A 563-nucleotide genomic window follows, 5' to 3' on the forward strand; every position below is an offset into this window, starting at 1 on the left:
GCCGCCGGGGACCGCGCCGAGCCGCGCCATCGCTTCGCCGGGGAGGGCGCCGGTGCGGTCCGGGTCCACCAGCACCGCCCGCAGCGCGCCGCGCGCCACCACCGTTTCGGGCTGGTCGAGGCTCGTGGGCACGACACCCGTGCGCTCGTGCACCAGCCGGGAGATCATCGGGATCCGGCTCGACCCGCCGACCAGGAAGATCGCCGTGAGCTGCTTCGGCCGCAGTCCGGCGTCGCCGATGGCCGCGACGGTCAGTTCCACCGCGCGGCCCAGCGGCGCGGCGATCAGCCGTTCCAGGTCCTCGCGGGTGACGTGGGCGTCGGCGAACGGCGGCGGCATCGGCACGTCCGTGTAGGCGTGCCGCGAAAGGGTTTCCTTCGCACCGCGGACGTCCTGGCGCAGCACGCGGCGGCGGCGCCGGTCGACCAGCTCGCGCCCTTCGACGAGCTGGCGCCACGCGTCCGGGTCCGCGGCGGACACCAGCGAGCCGACGTGCTCCAGCAGGGCCTGGTCGATGTCCGCGCCGCCGAACCCGGGGTCGCCCCGGGTGGCGAGGACCTGGA

1 protein-coding gene is annotated in these 563 nt (G+C 76.2%); it reads right to left on the reverse strand.

Annotated elements, in window-relative coordinates; genetic code table 11:
- Nucleotides 1–563 (reverse strand): Hsp70 family protein (locus G3I65_RS01355; RefSeq protein WP_160693952.1); only part of this gene is annotated, 563 nt, incomplete at both ends.

Origin of the sequence: Amycolatopsis sp. SID8362, from assembly GCF_010550475.1 — a bacterium.
Taxonomy (GTDB): Bacteria; Actinomycetota; Actinomycetes; order Mycobacteriales; family Pseudonocardiaceae; genus Amycolatopsis; species Amycolatopsis eburnea.